We start from the raw sequence: 17,738 nt of genomic DNA, 5'->3' as shown, positions 1-17,738 counted from the left end.
CCTCACAAGCCAAGCGGATCGAGGCGAAGCCTTGTCAGGCTGCCCCGATATTCCAGTGTTCTCTTTGCGGTTCATATAGGCCGCTCGAACTTTCTTTTTCTTTACCGCCTGCGCTGCAGCGGGCCTGTTCTGGGTGAACCAGGGGAGACATCTCTCCGTCCGATACGTCAGGCGCATCGGAAGCCCGTCCCCCACAAGCTCCCCAAGGCGGGACGTAGCGGTCCAGGGGCCGCCACACAAGGCGACACCGCCTGTTCCGCTCGTCTCCAAAGCAGATTTCGACAAGGTTCGATCGGGGGTGAGGGCCGGTCCACGGCCGCCGCCCCGCGAAGCCATCACACCAGGCTGATGTCGGGCGCGTCTTCTTGCTTCATGCCGACGACGTGATAGCCGGCATCGACGTGGTGGGTCTCGCCAGTGACGCCCGACGACAGGTCGGACAGGAAATAGAGCCCGGCGCCGCCGACGTCCTCGATCGTGACGTTGCGCCGCAGCGGTGCGTTCAGCTCGTTCCACTTGAGGATGTAGCGGAAGTCACCGATGCCGCTGGCCGCCAGGGTCTTGATCGGGCCGGCCGAGATCGCGTTCACGCGAATGTTGCGCGGACCAAGATCGTTGGCGAGGTACTTGACGCTGGTCTCGAGCGCGGCCTTAGCCACGCCCATAACGTTGTAGTGCGGTACGACCTTCTCGGCGCCGTAATAGGTCAAGGTCACGACCGAACCGCCGCTTTCAGGCATCATCGCCGCCGCGCGCTTTGTCACGGCGACGAGGCTGTAAGCCGAGATGTTCATCGTCATAAGGAAATTTTCGAGGCTGGTGTCGACATATTTGCCGCGCAGCTCGTTCTTGTCCGAAAAGCCGATGGCGTGGACCACAAAGTCGATCGTCGGCCAGCGGGCGGCCAGCGTGTCGAAAGCCGTGTCGAGCGCGGCCATGTCGGAAACGTCGCATTCGATCAGGAAATCGCTCCCCAGGCTTTCCGCCAGCGGCTTTACCCGCTTCTCGAGCGCTTCACCCTGGTAGGAGAAGGCGAGTTCGGCGCCGTGTTCGCGCAAGCGCTTGGCAATTCCCCATGCTAGCGACTTGTCATTGGCGAGACCCATGATCAGGCCGCGCTTTCCCTCCATCAGACCCGTCATTCTTCGATCGTCCTGCTTTCTTTAAGTGTTGTGCGCGCTCTGTCGTCAGTCTGGCCAATCGCGTCGCGTTCTTCTGGCGTCTCGGCGAGCGCCGCGTTGAGCTCGGCCCCCATGACCATCCCTAGGCCAACCAGCCAGAAAAAGAAAAGCGCGATCATCACCCCGGCCAGGCTCCCGTAAGTCAGATCGTAGGAAAACAGATTCCTGAGGACACCGGGCAGCAGTACCGTGATCGCCACCCACCAGGCCGTCACCAGCATCGCTCCGGGCCACTTTGGATAGCGCCGGTTTCGATAGGCCGAGGGCGTCAGCGACAGGAACAGGACGTAGATCGACAGGTAGAGCATCGCCGCCGGGATCAGACGCGACGTGGTCAAGGTCAGCGTCCAGGCGTCGAGCAGCGGGAACCAGGCGGCGATCACCTCCTGCGCCGCAGTGATCGCCACCTGGGCGAACAGCGAAAGCAGCAGCAGGATGACCGCAATGACGATAAAGCCGGTGGAGAAGAGGCGATAACGCCAAAAGGCCGCGGTCGGGCGTGTGCCATAGGCACGGCGCAGGATGTCCCGGATCGTCTCGATCAGACTCGACACGGTCCACAGGCCGACAAAGCCTCCGACCCACAGCAGCCAGCCGCTGCGCGCCTCGCTGACGCTGAGCGCGACCGGCTCTATCGCGCGCGCCACCACGGGCGGCGCGGCCGATAGAAAGGCGCGGATCGACGCTTCGCGCTGGCCGCTCTCGCCGAGCGCGGTGAACACCGCGGCGATGACGATGAAGAAGGGAAACAGCGCCAGGATCGCGGTGTAGGCAAGATTGCCCGCGTGGATGAAGCCGTCTGACCAGGCGCCAACGAGCACGCGCTTGACCACGGTAAAGAATCGGCTGGCGGGGCCGAGATTGCGATCGAACCGCGCCTGGAGTTTGTCCCGTTCGACTTGCGCGCGGCGGCGGCGGGCCTCGGGCGACTGGTCGTTGCGTTCAACAGTCGCTTCGATCGGAACTTCCCCCACGGCGCCTCAGACGCCGAGCTTGGCGCGTAGCGGCCGGGTGTCCTGCCAGCCCTCAAGCCGACGGATCAGGTCTTCGTCACTCTCGGGCAGATGGATCTCGAGCGTGACGAGTTGGTCGCCGCGGCTGCCGTCCTTGCGGCTCATGCCCTTGCCCTTGAGTCGCAGGGTCTTGCCGGAACTGCTGCCGGGCGCGACCGTCAGCATCACCGCGCCGTCGACCGTCGGCACCTTGACCTTCGCGCCGCCCACCGCCTCGTCGAGGCTGATCGGCAGGTCGAGCCGCAGGTTGTCGCCGTCGCGCTTGAAGAAGGCGTGTGGCTCAATCTGGATCGTCACGATCGCATCGCCGGCGCCGCCCGGACCGGGTTCGCCTTTGCCGCCGAGCCGCATTTGGGTGCCGTCCTCGACCCCGGCGGGCAGCTTGAGGTCAATCGACTTGCCGTCGCCCAAGGTCACGCGCTGCGGTGCGAGCTTGGCCGCATCGGTGAGCGAGACGCTGAGCCGGTATTGCAGGGTGTTGCCGCGCGGCGCAGCGCGGCTGCGCGCGCCACCGAAGCTCGCACCGGGACCGCTACCCTGACCGCGGCCGCCGAAGATTCCGCCGAACAGGTCGCCGAGGTCGATACCCTCGGACTGGAAGCCACCGCCACCAAAGCCCTGGTGCCCGCCGCCGCCGAAACCGCCGCCGCCGAAGCCCATGGGATTGCCGTCGCCGTCGATCTCGCCGCGGTCGAATTGCGCGCGCTTGTCCTTGTCGGACAGCAGATCGTAGGCGCGCGTTACCTCGCTGAAGCGCTCCGCCGCGTTGGGATTGTCGGTGTTCCGGTCGGGATGGAGCTCCTTCGCGAGCTTTCGATAGGCGGACTTGATGTCCTTCTCGCTCGCGCTGCGCGCCACGCCGAGAGTTGCGTAAGGGTCTGCTGCCATGCGCGACTAACTAGGTGTGCCTTGGCGGTTGGACAAGCGCGCTTTCCTACCGATTGCGCGGCGGCTATTCGTCGTGCGACGCAGCCTTCGCTGCTGAAGCGCATTTTATCACCAGGAATGGGTCAACTATGCCAACTTCGTCACCTGTACGGGAGCCTGCGTTGGAAGCTGAACAGTTCGCCGATACCATTACCACCGGCAATCCCTTCACCTTGTTCGACAGCTGGTATCTCGAAGCGCGGGGGGCGGAAGAGGATTCCAACGCCATGGCGCTGGCGACCGCAACGCCGGGCGGGCTGCCTTCGGTTCGGATGGTTTTGCTCAAGGGGCACGGACCGGGCGGGTTTGTGTTCTATACCAATAGCCACAGTCGCAAAGGGCAGGAGATACTGGCCAATCCCAACGCCGCGCTGTTGTTCCACTGGAAGTCGCTGCGCCGGCAGATCCGCATCGAAGGGCCTCTGACCCCGGTTTCGGCCGAGACGGTCGACGCCTATTTCGCCAGCCGTACGCGCGATTCGCAGCTCGGCGCCGTGGCCTCGGACCAATCGTCACCGCTGGACTCGCGTGCGACCTTCCTCGAGCGCTTTGCCGAAACCGAGGCGCAATACGCCGATCGCGAAGTCGAGCGGCCCAAGCACTGGCTGGGCTTCTGCCTGACGCCAAACGCGATCGAGTTCTGGCAGGATCGTCCGCATCGCCTTCACGAACGCCGCGTGTTTACGCGGGCCGATGGTGGCGACTGGGCGAGCACGCTGCTGTACCCTTGAGCCCGGATCGGCCTTGAGCATCGATTCGAACGTCGCGCAGCTCAACCGCAGCGCCGCCTATGCCTCGATCGGCGTGGCGCTGCTGCTCGTCGCGCTCAAGCTCTGGGCGGCCTGGTCGACGGGCTCGACCGCCATGCTCGGCAGCCTCGCCGATACCGCGCTCGATCTGATCGCCAGCCTCGTCACCCTGGTCGGCGTCCACGTCGCCGCGCAGCCGGAAGATGATCAGCACCGCTTCGGCCATGGCAAGGCCGAGGCGCTGGCGGCGATCTTCCAGGTCACTCTGATCTCAATCTCGGCCTTGGCGCTCGCGGCGCGTGCGATCGAGCAGGTCTTCGTCGGAGGACGCACCGAGAGCGCCGAGGGCGGCATCGCCGTCTCGCTGATCGCGCTGGTGGCGACCCTGGGCCTGCTTGCCTGGCAGCGCCACGTCATCCGCCGCACGCGCAGCCTCGCGATCGAAACCGACCACGTCCACTACCAGTCGGACCTTCTGCTCAACCTCGCGGTGATTGCGGCCCTGGCGCTCGATCAATACGTCGGGCTGGCCGGGGTCGATCCGCTGTTTGGCCTGTTGATTGCATGCTGGCTCGGCTGGGGCGCCTGGAAGGCCTCGCAGCGTGCGATCGACGAGCTAATGGACAAGGAGTGGCCCGCGGAGAAAAAGGCGCGCTTCGTCGCCGTCGCGGCGCGGCATCCCGAGCTCAAGGGCATGCATGACCTGCGCACGCGCACCTCGGGCAACCGCGATTTCGTCCAGTTCCACGTCTGGGTCGATCCGAAGATGTCGATCCGCGCCGCGCACCAGGTGATGGACGAGATCGAGGCGCGGCTGCAGGCCGAATTCCCCGACGTGGAAATTCTCATTCATCCCGATCCCGAAGGCCTGATAGACGAGGCCGGACGGGCAGCCCACGAGGTGCTGCCACAAGAGGATCCCGCGTGATGCTTTCCATTCCCTACTGGCACGTCGATGCTTTCGCCGATCGTCCTTTCGCGGGGAACCAGGCCGCGGTGATGGAACTCGACGCCTGGCTCGACGATGCCGTGCTGCAGGCGATCGGCGCAGAGAACATGTTCGCAGAGACCGCTTTCGTCGTACGCAACGGCAGTGAGGTGTCCGACTGGGAGCTGCGCTGGTTCGCGCCCGAGGCCGAAGTGCAGCTTTGCGGTCATGCGACCCTGGCTTCGGGCCATGTCCTGCTGAGCCGCGATCCCGGGCTCGAGCGCGTGCGATTCCAGACGCGCCAGGCTGGTGTGCTCGAGGTGCGACGCCAAGGCGCGGGTTACGAAGTTGGCCTGCCGGCGATAGCGACCGAACCCGGGGCGTTCGCCGAGGCGGTAGCGGCGCTCGGCGAGACACCCTGCGAGGTCTGGCGCTCCCCGCTTGGCTATAACGTTGCCCTCTACGAAGACGAGGCGACGGTGCGCGCGCTGAGCCCGGATTTTCCGGCCTTGGCTGTGCTGGGCGGTCAGTTCATCGCCACCGCGCCCGGTCGCGACACCGACGTCGTCAGCCGTGTCTTCGTGCCCGGCGCCGGCATCGACGAGGACAGCGTCACGGGTTCGGCCCACGCCGTGCTGACGCCGTTCTGGACCGACCGGCTGGGCCGCGACAGCTTCACCGCCTTCCAGGCCTCGGCTCGCGGTGGCGCGCTGACCTGCTGGCTCGAAGGCGACCGCACCTGGCTTGGCGGCCGCTGCGTCACCCTCGTCGAGGGGCGGTTCTTCCTCTAGTCACGCGGGAAGACGGCGAGAATGTCGGCCAACCGCTCGCGCAGGCGGGCGCGGTGCTCGCCGTCGGTCTTGCCGAGGCGCACGAGCGTCAGCTTCTGGCCTGGAGAGACGATGACATATTGGCCGAGGTGGCCGATGCAGGCGAAGGCGGTCCGCGGCGCGCGATCGGGGAACAGCATGTCCTCGCCCTCCGCAGGCTTGTTGAGCCAGAGCTGCGCGCCATAGGCGGCATTGCGCGGGCTCGATGTCTTCATGAAGTCGATCCAGCCGCGCGGGACGAGTTGGGCGCCGCGGACGGCGCCGCCGTTGCGCAGGAATTCGCCGAATTTCGCCCAGTCGCGCGCGGTCGCGTGCATCAGGCTCGAACCGATCAGGGTGCCCGCGGCATCGAACTCGACCACGGCTGATTTCATCCCCACGGGATCGAGCAATCGCGTGTGCAGATAGTCGCGCACGGCCTTGCGGCGGAAGGCGGGATCGGGATTTTCGCTCAACGCGCGCGCGGCGAGGTCAGCGAGGATCACCGTGGTGGCCGACGAATATTCGAACCGGCGCCCGGGTTCGGCCTCGAGCGGCTGGGCCTCGGCATAGGCGGCCATGTCGTCGCGCCCGTCGAGGAACAGCATGCGCACCTCGTCCGATTCGTAAACCGGCGATCCCGCCTCGGTGTGGCGCAGGCCCGAGCGCATCTGGAGGAGTTGGCGCAAGGTGATCTCGCCGCGCGGATCGCCCGAACGCTGCCAGGTCGGAACCGGGGCGGTCTCGTTGAGCCGCAGCCGGCCGTCGGCGACCAATTGCCCGATCATCACCCCGGTCACGGTCTTGGCCATCGACCAGCCGATCAGGCGGCTGTCGCGGTTGTAGCCCTCGCCATAACGCTCGGCGATGATTCGGCCTTCGGAGAGCAGGACCAGCGCGCGGGTCTCGCCCGCATCGTCGTCGGCGAACAGCGCATCGACCGCGCGCGCCAGTCGTTCGCGCGAGACGCCGGGCTTGTCAACGACGGCGGACAGTGCCGCGGGTTCGAGCGGTGGCGGTGCATTGTCTCCGCGGCCGCAGGCCTGAAGGCTTGGCACCAGCAGCAGGGCGAGGATAAGGGGCAGGCGGCGCATCGTCATGAAGCGTCGTCCATGCGCAAGCCGGAGTCCAATGGCAACAGCCAAGCCTATCGCCCGATCGGGTCCCAAAAGCCGCTGGAAACTCCGGCTGGCCCTGCTGCTCGCGGTGATCGCCTTCGCCGCGGCAGTGTGGTTCTGGCAGCCGCTGCGCGCCTATGCGCTGACCGGTGCCTCCTACGGCGCGCGCGTCGCCTGTTCGTGTCGCTACGTCGAAGGGCGGCCTTTGGGCTCGTGCCGCGACGATTTCGAGCCGGGCATGGGCCTCGTCCATCTGAGCGAGGACGACCAGGCGCGCAGCGTCACCGCGACTTTCCCGCTACTTTCGCGTCAGACTGCGGTGTTTCGCGAAGGCGAGGGCTGCGTGCTGGAGAGATGGGAAAACTAGGTCGCGGCCTCTTGAATCGCGGCCGCGGTCGAATCGATCCAGCCGCCGCCGACCACGCGGTCGCCGGCATAAATCACGGCGGCCTGGCCCGGTGCGACGCCGAATTCGGGGCTGGCGAAGCGAATCGTCGTATCCTCGCCGTCGCCGAGCGGACCGTCGAGCACGATCGGCACGGGTTTCGCCAGCGAGCGGACCTTCGCGGTCAGCGGCGCATCGGGTAGCGGGCCGATGCGATTGGTCTCGGTGATCCGCGCCGATGCGACCGCGAGCAGGTGCTTTGGTCCGACGAGCACGCGGCGCGCGGGAGCGTCAATGCCGGTGACGTAGAGCGGCTCGGGCTGGCCGCCGATCTCGAGCCCGCGGCGCTGGCCGACCGTGTAGTGGATCACCCCGCGATGTTCGCCAAGGACGGCACCGCTCGTCGCGTGGACGATCTCGCCGCTCGCCGCGCCCTCGGGGCGGACCTTGCGAACGACCGCCGCATAGTCGCCCTCCGGGACGAAGCAGATGTCCTGGCTGTCGGGCTTGGCTGCGTTACGCAAACCGGCAGTCTCGGCGATGCGGCGCACTTCACTTTTCGGCAATCCTCCCAGAGGGAATCGCAGGAAATCGAGCTGGGCCTCCGTCGTCGCATAAAGGAAATAGGATTGGTCGCGCGCGGGATCGCTGCCTCGGTGCAGTTCTGGGCCGGCCGCGCCGAGCGCGCGGCGGACGTAATGGCCCGTCGCCAGGCAATCGGCGCCCAGCTCGCGCGCCATGGCGAACAGGTCGGTGAACTTGGGCCCCATGTTGCAGCGGATGCAGGGAATCGGCGTGCGTCCGGCCAGATAGTCGTCGGCGAACTTTTCGACGACGTCCTCGCGGAAGCGCGACTCGTGGTCGAACACATAGTGCGCAATGCCGAGCCGGTCGGCGACGGCGCGTGCATCGCGGATATCCTCACCCGCGCAGCAGGCGCCCTTGCGGCCGGTGGCGGCGCCGTGATCGTACAATTGCAGGGTCACGCCGATAACCTCTGCCCCGCTCGCGGCGGCCAGCGCGGCGACGACCGAACTGTCTACCCCGCCCGACATGGCGACCACGATCCGCTTGCCGACGAGCGGCTCGGGCAGCTGGAAAAGCGCGGCGGCATCGAGACCGGGGAGGGCAGCGGTTGCGGGCATGTGCCGCCCATATAGGGCCGGCCGCAGCTTGCAAACAGGGCACTTCCGTTCGGTTAACCTATGTCAATGGGTGGTAAAGCCCGCTTTTACCTCCTTTTGACCAGTCCGCCGTATAAGCATCGCCATGAACGTGGATTTTGACATGGAAAACCGGCTCGCGGCTGCGGCTGCGGGAATGACCGGAAACCATGCGGCGCAGCCGCTGGACTGGCAGGGTCTGCGCGCGCGCATGGCCGCTGCCTATGCCGTGCGGCCCGTCCTAGAGCCCGTGAAACCGCAAGAACCCGTGACCGATGGCGGAAGCTTCGATCGCGGTTCTGCACGCGCTCTGGCGGTCTACGGCCGTGGCCAAGGCGTTGGGTTAGGCGCTGTTAACCCAACTGCTTTAGCTAATGGCAATTCAGGGTGCGACACAGATGCGGACGTCGCCGGATCACAAACGGCCGGTGATTGAGGATAGAGATGATCGAAAACCAGAAAATCCGTCCTGCTATGGTGATCGGGCCTCTCGGTGAGCCCCTTAGCGTGGATTCATTGCCGCCGCCGTCGACGACCCGCTGGGTGGTACGGCGCAAGGCGGAAGTCGTCGCAGCGGTCAATGGGGGCCTGCTGACGATCGACGAAGTGTGCGAACGCTATTCGCTGACGCTCGAGGAGTTCGCCTCGTGGCAGCGCGCGGTTGATCGTTCGGGTATGCAGGGTCTGCGCGTCACGCGTATCCAGCACTATCGCGACCTCTACGAGCGCCAGCAGAAATACTGAGCTCTGCGGCGGCCGCGGCCGCCGCTTTTCCCGCCGAAACCTCGCTTTCCGACTCATCCGGCCGCATGCGGCAGGGCGACGGCGCATTGCCTCGCGGCAAGCGCGGGTCTATGTCGCGAAACGAATATTCCCCGCGCCGCGGCATCCATGGTGATGCGCGCGGCGTTTGGAATCGGACAAAGGCAGGATGTCACGACGCCAGATGAGGCGCCGCGGCGCGACCCGGGTGAGCTCGATGAACTACGACGCCAAGATCGACGCGACCGGCGGAGAGGAGGATTCCTCCTTTAATCCGCTCGTGGCAGGCGATGAGGATCGTGCATCGACCCGCCGAATGTGGATTCTCGGCGCGATCGGCCTCGTGCTGCTGATCGGGCTCTGGTTCGTGCTCCACAGCAAGGATGCGCCCCCGCCGTCCGATGCTGCCGCCCAGGTCCCCGTTGTCACCGTCATCGCGCCCGGGCGTGGCACGATCGCGGGTGAAATCAGCGCGACCGGCACGGTCGGCGCGCGGCGCGACATGCCCGTGGGCTCTGTGGGTGAGGGCGGCCAGATCGTCGAAGTCCGCGTCGAGCCCGGGCAGTGGGTCCGGCAGGGCCAGGTCCTGGCGGTGATCGATCGGTCGGTCCAGTCGCAGCAGGAACTGGGGCTCGGCGCCTCGGTCCGCGTGGCCGAAGCCGATGCGCGCCTTGCCCAGGCCAATCTCGAACGCGGCCAGAAGCTCGTCGGCCGCGGCTTCATTTCCAAGGCCGACATCGACCGTCTGACCGCGACGCGCGATGCCGCCCAGGCGCGCGTCGGTCTGGCCCGCGCCCAGCTCGGCGAACAGCGCGCGCGCATCGGCCGCCTGTCGATCGTCGCGCCGGCCGACGGCCTGTTGCTGTCGCGCCAGGTCGAGCCCGGCCAGGTCGTCAGCGGCGGCAACACGCCGCTGTTCCGCATCGCCAAGGGCGGCGAGATGGAAATGCTCGCGCGGTTGACCGAACAGGATCTCGCGGCGCTGTCGCCCGGCGTTTCGGCCTCGGTGACGCCGGTCGGATCGACCAAGGCGCTGACCGGTCAGGTCTGGCAGATTTCGCCGATCATCGATCCGCAGACCCGCCAGGGCACGGTCCGCATCGCTTTGGCCTATGCTCCCGAACTGCGTCCGGGCGGCTTTGCCAATGCGCGGATTGCCTCAGGCACGGTGGTAGCGCCGATCCTGCCGGAATCGGCGCTGCTGTCCGACACCAAGGGCAGCTACGTCTATACGGTCGGCAAGAACGAGAAGATCGAGCGCCGCGACATCAAGACCGGTGCGATCACCGATCACGGCGTCGTCGTGCTCGAAGGTCTTTCGGGCAGCGAGCGAGTGGTCCTGCGGGCCGGCGCCTTCCTCTCGGTGGGCGAGACGGTGAAGGCGAAAGCCGCGCCGAAGAGCTGAGCCATGGACTTCAGCAAGATCTCAGCCTGGTCGATCAAGAACCCTATCGTTCCGATCGTCATGTTCACCGCGCTGATGCTCGCGGGCATCGTCGCGTTCATGCGCATGGACGTCCAGCAGCAGCCGGACATCGAATTTCCGATGGTGATCGTCACGATCAGCCAGCCGGGCGCCGCGCCGACCGAGATCGAGAACCAGATCACCCAGCGGATCGAAAGCTCGATCCGCTCGATCAACGGCATCGCCGCGATCAGCTCGACTGCCTCGGAAGGCAGCAGCCAGACCCAGATCGAATTCGAACTGGGCGAGGACATCAATCAGGCGGTGAACGAGGTCAAGAACGCCATCGATCGGGTGCGTGGCGAACTGCCCGACGGCATTCTCGAGCCGCAGGTGTTCAAGGCCAACACCTCGTCGCAGCCGATCGCCTATTTCGTCGTCGAGGCCGACGACATGACGATCGAGCAGCTGTCGTGGTTCATCGACGATACGATCGCTAAGCGCCTGCTCAACGTCGAGGGCATGGCCGAAGTGACGCGCAACGGCGGCGTCAACCGCGAGATCCTGGTCACGCTCGATCCGCCGCGCATGCAGGCGCAGGGCGTCACCGCGAGCCAGGTCAACCAAGCGCTGCGCGGACTCAACGTCAACGCCGCGGGCGGCAAGGCCGAGATCGGCAGCACCCGCCAGTCGCTGCGCGTGCTCGGCAATGCCCCCAACGCCTATGCGCTGTCACAGACCGACATCCCGCTGGGCATGGGCCGCTCGGTCAAGCTGGCGGACATCGCCCGGGTCGAGGACAAGTACGGCGAGATCACCTCGATCGCCAAGTTCAGCGGCAAGCCCGTGGTCACCTTCGGCATCGCGCGCGCGCGCGGCGCTTCCGACGTTACCGCCTATGACGGCGCGATCGAGGAAATCGGGAAGATCGAGAAGGAATACCCGGGCATCCACATCAAGAGCATGTTCACCCAGGTCGACTATACCAAGGAGCAGTACGAAAGCTCGATGGCGTCGATGGTCGAGGGCGCCATCCTGGCCGTCGTCGTCGTGTTCTTCTTCCTGCGCGACTGGCGCGCGACGATCATCGCTGCGATCGCCATTCCGCTGTCGGCGATCCCCACCTTCTGGTTCATGGAGCTGATGGGCTTCAGCCTCAATCAGCTCTCGCTGCTGGCGCTGGGGCTGGTCGCGGGCGTGCTGGTCGACGATGCGATCGTCGAGATCGAGAACATCGTGCGCCACATGCGCATGGGCAAGACCGCCTATCAGGCCTCGATCGACGCGGCCGACGAGATCGGCCTGGCCGTCGTGGCGACGACCTTCTCGATCGTCGCGGTGTTCCTGCCGGTCGGCCTGATGCCGGGCGTCTCGGGCGAGTTCTTCAAGAACTTCGGCCTGACCGTCGTCGCCTCGGTGCTGATGAGCCTGGCCGTCGCGCGCATGATCACGCCGATGGTCGCGGCCTATTTCCTCAAGGCGCACGGCGAGGAGGAGCATGCCGGTGGCCCGCTGATGGAACGCTATCTGACCGTGCTCCACTGGTCGCTCGACACGCGCAAGGCGGACGCGTTCCGCGCCGAGCGCCGTCGCGCCGACGGCACGCTCTCGTGGATGAACCGGCTACGCGCCAGGCTGCGCGATCATCGCGTGTGGATGATGGGGACAGGGATCGGCTCGCTGGTGCTGACCGTGCTGCTGTTCGGCGTCATCCCGATGGAATTCTTCCCCACCCAGGACAACGACACCAGCGCCGTCGTGGTCGACATGGTGCCCGGCACCACCCTCGCGCAGACCGAAGCGGTATCGGATCAGGTCAAGCGCATCCTCGCGGCCCAGCCCGAGACGGGCAACGTCTACCAGCGCATTTCTGAGGGCAACAGCCGCGTCATGGCGATGCTCAAGGACGATCGCGCGCGCACCAGCCTGAAATTCGAGGCCGATCTTACCCCGCAACTGCAGGCGATCCCCGATGCGCGGATCACCTTCCAGAACCTCAACAGCGGCCAGACGGGTACGGGCCGGCCGATCTCGGTCATGCTGTCGGGCTCTGACCCGGTGGTGCTCGAACACGCCGCGGCGACCCTGGTCGAGCAGATGAAGGGCGTGAAGCAGGTCGTCGCGCCGCGCATCAGCGCCGACATGCGCCGCCCCGAAGTGATCATCAAGCCGCGGCTCGACCTCGCCGCCAGCCTCGGCGTGTCGACCCAGGCGCTGAGCCAGGCGATCCGCATCGCCACGATCGGCGAGATCGACCAGAACGCGGCCAAGTTCTCGCTGGCCGACCGCCAGGTGCCGATCCGCGTGCGTCTGCCCGAATCGGCGCGGCGTGACCTGTCGACCATCACCAACCTGCCCGTGCCGACCGCCGACGGCGGCTCGGTGCCGCTGTCGCGCGTGGCCGAGATCTCGCTCGGCTCGGGCCCGACGACGATCCAGCGCTACAACCAGCAGCGCCGTATCTTCGTCGGTGCCGATCTCGCGCGCGGTGTGGTCAAGAGCGAGGCGACCGACGCGATCAACAAGCTGCCGGTGATGGTCAACCTGCCGCGCGGCGTCAGCAATGCGCCCTATGGGTCAGACCGCTGGCAGGCCGACATGCTGAGCAGCCTGATGGTCGCCGTGCCTTCGGGCATCCTGCTCGTCTTTGCGGTGCTGGTCCTACTCTACCACCGCGTGATCTCGCCGCTGGTCAACATGAGCTCGCTGTTCCTGGCGCCGCTGGGCGGTCTGCTGGCGCTGCTGATCACTGGCCAGCCGCTGTCGATGTCGGTCTTCATCGGCATCCTTATGCTGTTCGGCATCGTCGCCAAGAACTCGATCCTGTTGATCGACTTCGCGATCGAGGAAATGAAGGCGGGTGCCGGCAAGTTCGAGGCGATCATGGAAGCGGGCCACAAGCGCGCGCAGCCGATCATCATGACCACCGTCGCGATGACCGCTGGCATGCTGCCGACCGCGATTGTCATCCCCGGCTGGACCTCGGGCGACGGCGCGTGGCGCGCGCCGATGGGTACGGTGGTGATCGGCGGCCTGATCGTCTCGACCCTGCTTACCCTGTTGATCGTGCCCGCCGCCTTCAGCCTGGCCGATGGCCTCGAGAAGCGGCTCGGACCTAAGCTGCGCCGCGGCATCCTGACCTACGAGCCCGAACATGGTGAGGCCGCGCGCCGCAAGGAACGCGAAGAAAGCGCCTTGCCGGCCGAGTGAGCGAGAACCTCACTTCGGACCGGGCGCGGCGCATGCGCCTGATCGCCACAGGCCTGCTCGTGGTGATGGCGGTCAGCTTCCTCGCCGCGCGCGAGCTCGCCACGCTGTTTCCGCATCCGGCTTGGGGCTTCGTCATCGCCTTCACCGAAGCGGCGATGGTCGGCGGCCTGGCCGACTGGTTCGCGGTGACAGCGCTGTTCCGCCACCCGCTCGGCCTGCCGATCCCGCACACCGCGATCATACCCGAGAACAAGGACCGCATTGCCGACACCATGGCGGTGTTCCTGCGCACCAATTTCCTCACGCCGGCGGTGGTGGCGCGGCGTATCCACGGTTTCAACCTCGCACTCGCGGCGGGCCACATGCTGATCGAGCAGCGCCGCGGCATCCAGTCGCGGCTGCGCGAGGGCGCCGCCAACCTTTTCGCCGATCTGCTCGAATCGCTCGATCAGGAACAGTTCGGCGGGGTGGTCAAATCGGGCCTGCGCAAGCAGCTCGCCAAGCTCAACCTGGCGCCGCTGCTCGGCCAGCTCCTCCAAACCGCGATTGCCGACAAGCGCCATCTACCCGTACTCGAAGGGCTGATTCGCTGGGCGGCGTTGACCATCGAGGCCAACGAGGACCTGCTACGGCAGATCATCCACCAGCGCGCCAATACCCTGCTGCGATGGACCGGGCTCGACGACAAGGTCGCTAGTGCCGTGCTCGACGGGCTCTACAAGCTGCTCGCCGAGACCCTGGTGGTGCCCGACCATCCGATCCGTGCGAAGATCGAGGAAGGCCTCGAAACGCTGGCGCATGCGTTGCTGCACGATCCCGAGATGCAGGAGCGTGTGACCCGGCTCAAGGACGAGGTCCTGGCCAATCCGGCGATGGCCGCCTGGATCGACGGCATGTGGGAGCGCACGCGTGCGGGCCTGCTCAAGGCTGCGCGCAATCCGCAAGGGCTGATGTCGGGCGGGCTTGGCGTTAGTCTCGAACAGCTGGGCAAGACCCTGGCCGAGGATGCGCCTCTGCAGTTCATGGTCAACCGCTTCGCGCGGCGTACCCTGGTCGGCGCGGTCTCGCGCTATGGCGACGAGATCGTCCGCATCGTCTCGGAGACAGTCAAGCGCTGGGATGCGCATACCGTGACCGATCGCATCGAAGGCGCCGTCGGCCGCGACCTCCAGTTCATCCGGATCAATGGCACGCTGGTCGGCGGGCTCGTCGGCGTGCTGATCCACTGCGTGGACGTGCTGCTGTGATCGGCGACCCGGTCCTGCGCACCGAGCGGCTCGAGCTGTGGCGACCGGGACCCGGCGATCTCCAGGGCTTGGTCGATCTGATTGCCGACGAGGAGACGCGCCGTTTCCTCGGACCCTGGCAACCGGGGCCGAAGCCGCAGTTCGACCGCCTGATGCGGCACGGCGGCAGCTGGAGCTTCTACGGCTACGGCTCGTTCTTCGTGCGTCTGCCCGGCCGAGCGGAGATCATCGGCTCGTGCGGCATGTTCCATTCGTGGCGCGGCTTCGGCAAGGGCCTGGACGACGCCGCCGAGGCAGGCTGGATCATTCACCGTGACCATTGGGGCCTGGGCTATGCCGGCGAGGCCATGGCGGCGGCGATTGCCTGGTTCGATGCCACGCAGGGTCCGCGCCGGATCGCGGCGATGATCGACGCCGACAACTTCGCCTCGCAGAAGGTCGCCCGCCGTTTCGGCTTCGACCGTTACGGCGAGCACGACTACGAAGGCTCGCAGGTGTACCTCTACGAGCGCTTGCCGGCCTAGGCTGTGACCTCGTGCAGCCAAGGGTTGCCTGCGTGGTTCAGCCCCAGCGCGGCATAGGAATGATCCTCCTGCCCGCGCCGCGTCGGTTCGAACCCGCGTCCGGCCAGGAAATCCGCCTCGATCGGCTGCGAGTTCGACCACTCGCGCACGCAGATGCGCTCGCGGATCCGCCATTCTCCGCCCTCGCGCACCAACCGGTCGACATAGCGCCCGCCGAGCTGGTTCAGCCGGTCGGCCGTGCCGTTGCGGCCCGGATAGATCAGCGTCGCGATGAAATAGGTCTCGGCGCCGGCCGTATTACCATCCACCTTGATCAGCGACTGGCCGAGCTGATGACTGACGACCTTGGTCGTGCGCAGCGATTCCTCGACCGTCTCGATCGAAAAACGCCGCCCCTCCATCTTGCGCGGGCCGTGGTTGTCCCAGGACTCGGCGGCGTAGGTCCCCGCCATCTCGACCTCGTCGCCGCGATCGCAACCGTGGCAATAGGTCGCCAGGAGCTGGCGAATCTCGTGGTGGTCGAGCATGTCCTGCAGGCGTGGATCCAGATCCATCTCTTGGCCTCTCCTCTTTTTATTTTCGCGAAGACTATCGCGCCGCGCGGTCTTGGCAAGCCGGCCCGAAAATACGCATGGCCGTCGCGGTCATGGCGAGCGTGAGGCGCCGGTGTTAGGCGGGTGAATGGCCGAAGTGGAACTGAGCTGGGCGGGCGCGGTGGCAACGATCGCGCTGACGCGTGCGACGAAGCGAAACGCCGTGACGATCGCCATGCAGCGCGCGCTGTTTGCCGCGCTCGGGCAAGTGGCCGGCAATGCCGAGACGCGGGCTCTGGTCGTGACGGGGCAGGGCGGCGATTTCTGCGTCGGCGGCGATCGCGCGATCATCGCCCGGCTCGGTGACGATACCGCCTTCCGCGCCGAGACCGCCGGCCTGCACAACCGGCTGTTCCGTCGCCTCTTCGCACTCGACATCCCGCTGATCGCCGCCGTCGAGGGCGCGGCGCTGGGCTTCGGTGCCGAGCTCGCCGCTGCCTGCGACGTGGTGCTGATGGGCGAGACCGCACGGCTCGGCGATCCGCACGTCCGCTTCGGCCTGCCGCCGGCGCCGGTGGTGCTGCTCGTCTGGCCCCAGCTCGCCTCGCGCCTGGCCGTCGCCGAGCTGGTGATGACCGGACGCGATGTCCCGGCGACCGAGGCGGTCGCGCTCGGGCTCGCCAGTCGCATGGTCGCCGCCGGAACCGCTCTGGCCGAGGCGCAGGCGCTTGCCGCGAGCATCGCCGCGCTGCCGGCGCACGGCGTCACCCAGGCGCGGCGCGCGATGCGGCTGGAGATCGCCGACCTCGACGGGTTCTATCTCGAGGCACCCTGACGTCCGATCGTCGATGCAGATCGTATTCGGGCTTGGCCCCGAGGCAAGGCGCCACCTAGACTGGTCCTGCACAGCTGGGCGGCATCCGATCGCCCTGACACGGCATGGGAGTTGGCGATGGAGACCAAGATGCTCGGTCCGGGATTCGCGGTGGAAGTCACCGGGATCGATCCCCGTGAGGCAACCGCCGGAGCTGCAGAGTTGCGGGCGCTGCTCGACGCGTATGGCCTGCTGGTCCTGCGTTGCCCGGATCTCTCCGCCGACGATCACCTCGCCTTTGTCGGCCTGTTCGGCCGCATCTATGACGAAGCGCGCGACAAGAGCGGGCTGTCGCACGTCTCGAATGTCTTCGGCAGCTTCCCCACGGGGCGGCTGCTGTTTCACCAGGACTTCGCCTTCACGCCGAACCCGCATCCCGTGCAGTCGCTCTATGCCGAGGAGGTCGAGGGCGCGGTCGCGCCGACGCTGTTCGTCAGCAACGTGCTGGCCTACGAGAAGCTATCGCCCGCCCAGCGCGAAGGTTGGGCGGGCCTGACCGCGGTCCACGCGCGCGATGCGACGCGGCGGGGCAATGTCGACGACGAATTCGTGCGCATCCGCTTGCTGGACCTGCCCGATGGCGATGACCCGATCCGTTATCCGCGCGCGCATCACGCCGTGCTCAAGCGGCATCCGCGCACCGCGGCGCCGCTGCTTTTCGCCAACGAGTACTATACGAGCCACATTCTCGAACTGCCGCCCGAGCAGGGCGAACCGATCATCCAGGAGGCTTGCGCGCTGCTCTACGCGTCCGAGGCGATCTACGCGCACGAATGGCATGCGGGAGACCTCGTGGTCTGGGACAACATCGCGCTCCAGCATGCTCGTGCCCAGGTTCGGCCCGAGACGCGCCGGACCCTGCGGCGCATCCTGGTCAACGACGCGGTCTGAGCCCAAACAGAAAGGGCGG

At 66.6% G+C, this 17,738-nt stretch carries 18 protein-coding genes; 12 read left to right on the top strand and 6 right to left on the bottom strand.

Features of this window, described 5'->3' with window-relative positions; genetic code table 11:
- Positions 1 to 335 precede the first annotated feature (335 nt).
- The 3 genes from fabI to WG901_RS10260 are packed head-to-tail and all read right to left on the bottom strand — an operon-like array spanning position 336 to position 3,082.
- Positions 336 to 1,142, bottom strand: a complete 807-nt coding sequence (gene fabI, locus WG901_RS10270) for an enoyl-ACP reductase FabI (protein ID WP_339586972.1) — start codon at positions 1,140 to 1,142, stop codon at positions 336 to 338.
- Positions 1,139 to 2,155: a YihY/virulence factor BrkB family protein gene (locus WG901_RS10265; RefSeq protein WP_339586971.1), complete on the bottom strand. Its 1,017-nt coding sequence runs from the start codon at positions 2,153 to 2,155 to the stop codon at positions 1,139 to 1,141. Before WG901_RS10265 ends, fabI begins: the two co-directional genes overlap by 4 nt.
- A 6-nt stretch (positions 2,156 to 2,161) precedes the next feature.
- Positions 2,162 to 3,082: a DnaJ C-terminal domain-containing protein gene (locus WG901_RS10260; protein ID WP_339586970.1), complete on the bottom strand. Its 921-nt coding sequence runs from the start codon at positions 3,080 to 3,082 to the stop codon at positions 2,162 to 2,164.
- A 161-nt stretch (positions 3,083 to 3,243) separates the two neighbouring features.
- Here WG901_RS10260 and pdxH point away from each other — a divergent pair, with 161 nt between their 5' ends.
- Genes pdxH through WG901_RS10245 form a run of 3 tightly spaced genes read left to right on the top strand, consistent with a single transcriptional unit; the run spans position 3,244 to position 5,589 of the window.
- Positions 3,244 to 3,852, top strand: coding sequence for a pyridoxamine 5'-phosphate oxidase (pdxH, locus tag WG901_RS10255; RefSeq protein WP_339586969.1), 609 nt, complete (start codon positions 3,244 to 3,246; stop codon positions 3,850 to 3,852).
- A 13-nt stretch (positions 3,853 to 3,865) separates the two neighbouring features.
- Positions 3,866 to 4,798 (top strand): cation diffusion facilitator family transporter, encoded by a 933-nt coding sequence (locus tag WG901_RS10250; protein ID WP_417602695.1) that lies wholly within the window; start codon positions 3,866 to 3,868, stop codon positions 4,796 to 4,798.
- Complete coding sequence (locus WG901_RS10245; protein WP_339586968.1) at positions 4,798 to 5,589, top strand: PhzF family phenazine biosynthesis protein; 792 nt, start codon at positions 4,798 to 4,800, stop codon at positions 5,587 to 5,589. The genes WG901_RS10250 and WG901_RS10245 overlap by 1 nt, the downstream gene beginning before the upstream one ends.
- Here WG901_RS10245 and WG901_RS10240 read toward each other — a convergent pair.
- Positions 5,586 to 6,707, bottom strand: coding sequence for a serine hydrolase domain-containing protein (locus WG901_RS10240; RefSeq protein ID WP_339586967.1), 1,122 nt, complete (start codon positions 6,705 to 6,707; stop codon positions 5,586 to 5,588). The two genes, WG901_RS10245 and WG901_RS10240, sit on opposite strands and share 4 nt — an antisense overlap.
- 31 nt (positions 6,708 to 6,738) lie before the next feature.
- On the opposite strand from WG901_RS10240, the gene WG901_RS10235 reads away from it, so the two are divergent.
- Positions 6,739 to 7,092 (top strand): hypothetical protein, encoded by a 354-nt coding sequence (locus WG901_RS10235; protein ID WP_339586966.1) that lies wholly within the window; start codon positions 6,739 to 6,741, stop codon positions 7,090 to 7,092.
- On the opposite strand, the gene mnmA is transcribed toward WG901_RS10235, so the two are convergent.
- Positions 7,089 to 8,255, bottom strand: coding sequence for a tRNA 2-thiouridine(34) synthase MnmA (gene mnmA, locus WG901_RS10230; RefSeq protein ID WP_339586965.1), 1,167 nt, complete (start codon positions 8,253 to 8,255; stop codon positions 7,089 to 7,091). The two genes, WG901_RS10235 and mnmA, sit on opposite strands and share 4 nt — an antisense overlap.
- Before the next feature lie 124 nt (positions 8,256 to 8,379).
- Here mnmA and WG901_RS10225 point away from each other — a divergent pair, with 124 nt between their 5' ends.
- From WG901_RS10225 to WG901_RS10200, 6 genes are all read left to right on the top strand, one after another.
- Positions 8,380 to 8,709: a hypothetical protein gene (locus tag WG901_RS10225; RefSeq protein WP_339586964.1), complete on the top strand. Its 330-nt coding sequence runs from the start codon at positions 8,380 to 8,382 to the stop codon at positions 8,707 to 8,709.
- An 8-nt stretch (positions 8,710 to 8,717) separates the two neighbouring features.
- Positions 8,718 to 9,017: a CtrA inhibitor SciP gene (gene sciP / locus WG901_RS10220; RefSeq protein WP_217405124.1), complete on the top strand. Its 300-nt coding sequence runs from the start codon at positions 8,718 to 8,720 to the stop codon at positions 9,015 to 9,017.
- A 235-nt stretch (positions 9,018 to 9,252) separates the two neighbouring features.
- Positions 9,253 to 10,440, top strand: coding sequence for an efflux RND transporter periplasmic adaptor subunit (locus WG901_RS10215; protein ID WP_339586963.1), 1,188 nt, complete (start codon positions 9,253 to 9,255; stop codon positions 10,438 to 10,440).
- 3 nt (positions 10,441 to 10,443) lie between these two features.
- The gene (locus WG901_RS10210; RefSeq protein ID WP_339586962.1) at positions 10,444 to 13,650 is read left to right on the top strand and encodes an efflux RND transporter permease subunit; all 3,207 of its coding nucleotides are present in this window, start codon (positions 10,444 to 10,446) and stop codon (positions 13,648 to 13,650) included.
- Between the two features lie 32 nt (positions 13,651 to 13,682).
- Positions 13,683 to 14,897, top strand: coding sequence for a DUF445 domain-containing protein (locus WG901_RS10205; protein WP_339587698.1), 1,215 nt, complete (start codon positions 13,683 to 13,685; stop codon positions 14,895 to 14,897).
- The gene (locus WG901_RS10200; RefSeq protein WP_339586961.1) at positions 14,894 to 15,421 is read left to right on the top strand and encodes a GNAT family N-acetyltransferase; all 528 of its coding nucleotides are present in this window, start codon (positions 14,894 to 14,896) and stop codon (positions 15,419 to 15,421) included. The genes WG901_RS10205 and WG901_RS10200 overlap by 4 nt, the downstream gene beginning before the upstream one ends.
- On the opposite strand, the gene WG901_RS10195 is transcribed toward WG901_RS10200, so the two are convergent.
- Entirely contained in the window at positions 15,418 to 15,975 is a 558-nt protein-coding gene (locus tag WG901_RS10195; protein WP_339586960.1) for a nuclear transport factor 2 family protein, read from the bottom strand. The two genes, WG901_RS10200 and WG901_RS10195, sit on opposite strands and share 4 nt — an antisense overlap.
- Before the next feature lie 127 nt (positions 15,976 to 16,102).
- Between WG901_RS10195 and WG901_RS10190 the strand changes: the two genes are divergently transcribed.
- Together WG901_RS10190 and WG901_RS10185 are read left to right on the top strand one after the other, a co-directional pair.
- Positions 16,103 to 16,789, top strand: coding sequence for an enoyl-CoA hydratase/isomerase family protein (locus tag WG901_RS10190; protein ID WP_339586959.1), 687 nt, complete (start codon positions 16,103 to 16,105; stop codon positions 16,787 to 16,789).
- Between the two features lie 117 nt (positions 16,790 to 16,906).
- Positions 16,907 to 17,719, top strand: coding sequence for a TauD/TfdA dioxygenase family protein (locus WG901_RS10185; protein ID WP_339586958.1), 813 nt, complete (start codon positions 16,907 to 16,909; stop codon positions 17,717 to 17,719).
- The last annotated feature ends 19 nt before the right edge of the window (positions 17,720 to 17,738 follow it).

Origin of the sequence: Novosphingobium anseongense (genome assembly GCF_037482895.1) — a bacterium.
In the GTDB taxonomy this organism is placed as follows: Bacteria; Pseudomonadota; Alphaproteobacteria; order Sphingomonadales; family Sphingomonadaceae; genus Novosphingobium; species Novosphingobium anseongense.
The sequence above is the reverse complement of the archived record's forward strand: the minus strand, read 5'-3'. Positions and strand labels throughout refer to the sequence as shown.

Coding starts and splice junctions, on each gene's coding strand:
- WG901_RS10235 (WP_339586966.1), top strand. CDS start 6,739: ATGGCAACAGCCAAGCCTATCGCCCGATCGGGTCCCAAAAGCCGCTGG.
- WG901_RS10195 (WP_339586960.1), bottom strand. CDS start 15,975: ATGGATCTGGATCCACGCCTGCAGGACATGCTCGACCACCACGAGATT.
- WG901_RS10210 (WP_339586962.1), top strand. CDS start 10,444: ATGGACTTCAGCAAGATCTCAGCCTGGTCGATCAAGAACCCTATCGTT.
- sciP (WP_217405124.1), top strand. CDS start 8,718: ATGATCGAAAACCAGAAAATCCGTCCTGCTATGGTGATCGGGCCTCTC.
- WG901_RS10205 (WP_339587698.1), top strand. CDS start 13,683: ATGCGCCTGATCGCCACAGGCCTGCTCGTGGTGATGGCGGTCAGCTTC.
- WG901_RS10260 (WP_339586970.1), bottom strand. CDS start 3,082: ATGGCAGCAGACCCTTACGCAACTCTCGGCGTGGCGCGCAGCGCGAGC.
- WG901_RS10215 (WP_339586963.1), top strand. CDS start 9,253: ATGAACTACGACGCCAAGATCGACGCGACCGGCGGAGAGGAGGATTCC.
- WG901_RS10245 (WP_339586968.1), top strand. CDS start 4,798: ATGCTTTCCATTCCCTACTGGCACGTCGATGCTTTCGCCGATCGTCCT.
- WG901_RS10185 (WP_339586958.1), top strand. CDS start 16,907: ATGGAGACCAAGATGCTCGGTCCGGGATTCGCGGTGGAAGTCACCGGG.
- WG901_RS10225 (WP_339586964.1), top strand. CDS start 8,380: ATGAACGTGGATTTTGACATGGAAAACCGGCTCGCGGCTGCGGCTGCG.
- WG901_RS10240 (WP_339586967.1), bottom strand. CDS start 6,707: ATGACGATGCGCCGCCTGCCCCTTATCCTCGCCCTGCTGCTGGTGCCA.
- WG901_RS10190 (WP_339586959.1), top strand. CDS start 16,103: ATGGCCGAAGTGGAACTGAGCTGGGCGGGCGCGGTGGCAACGATCGCG.
- mnmA (WP_339586965.1), bottom strand. CDS start 8,255: ATGCCCGCAACCGCTGCCCTCCCCGGTCTCGATGCCGCCGCGCTTTTC.
- fabI (WP_339586972.1), bottom strand. CDS start 1,142: ATGACGGGTCTGATGGAGGGAAAGCGCGGCCTGATCATGGGTCTCGCC.